Origin of the sequence: Vibrio sp. 10N.222.48.A3 (assembly GCF_041475345.1) — a bacterium.
Classification (GTDB): Bacteria; Pseudomonadota; Gammaproteobacteria; order Enterobacterales; family Vibrionaceae; genus Vibrio; species Vibrio tasmaniensis_A.
The window spans coordinates 1-1,019 of record NZ_JBFRVX010001293.1; the positions used below are offsets into that span (position 1 = coordinate 1).

General features: G+C 39.9%; 1 protein-coding gene. It reads right to left on the reverse strand.

Annotated elements, in window-relative coordinates:
• The coding region (locus tag AB4653_RS25810; RefSeq protein ID WP_372105652.1) for a DUF1852 domain-containing protein at nt 1-914 on the reverse strand (914 nt) is incomplete at its 3' end.
• Between the last annotated feature and the right edge of the window lie 105 nt (nt 915-1,019).

Here is a 1,019-nt window from a genome sequence, read left to right on the forward strand (position 1 = left end):
TCTGCGAATTTACCTTGTTCGATAGCTAATTTGCTTCGTTCTTCTCGGTCATACACGATTTGAGTTAGCGAGTGATCCAAGTTTTTCAAGTTTGGTTGGTAGCAGTTACCTGCAACCGCATTCGCGTTGTAAATCTCAGGACGGTAGATTTTTTGGAATGTACCCATGGTGCTGATGGTGCTGATAAGCTCTAGGTTTGAGTAATCGTTCAGTAGATCACCAAAGAAATAGAAAGCTAGAGGTGCAACACTGTTTGGCGGCATGAAGTAACGAACCTGTAACCCCATCTTCTTAAAATATTGTTCAGTTAAAGAAGACTCATTCGGTTGGTATTCAAAACCTAATACTGGGTGTTGGTTTTCAGTGCGGTAATAGGTTTTATTATCTGACACGCTTAAGCAAATAACAGGTGGCTTATTAAAGTTCTTTTTGTAAGCGTCAGAGTTAACGAAATATTTAAAAAGCTTGCCGTGCAAATCACCAAAATCTTCTGGAATGCTGAATTTATCTTGGCCTTTATTATGATCCAATAGACGTACGCTAAAGTCATAATCTCGAACATAAGAAGAGAAGTTATTTCCGATAATGCCTTCAATACGCTCGTTGGTTTTACGGTCTAGAATATTGGTTTTCAGTACTTCAATGGAAGGGAATGCTTCGCCGTTGCTTTCAATGTCCATATCAACAGAAATGATTTCAAGCTCTACAGAATAACGGTCGCCTTTTGGGTTGTCCCAGTGTGCTAATGCGTTGAAACTGTTGTCAATCATCTGCAGTGCATTGCGCAAGTTTGCTTGGCGGCTGTCACCACGCGCCAAGTTAGCGAAGTTGGTGGTGATACGTGTGCTGTCCGCAGGTTGATAGTTCTCGTCGAGGCTAATGCTCTTAATTGTAAAATTAAATTCTGTATTCATGTTGATCTGATATCCCAATCTGTTGTCTGACTTTCTCGGTCTTTAGAATTAAAATTGCTTTTATTTTTGCTTGTGACCGGATTAATAGTTGAAGGCAATACTGTA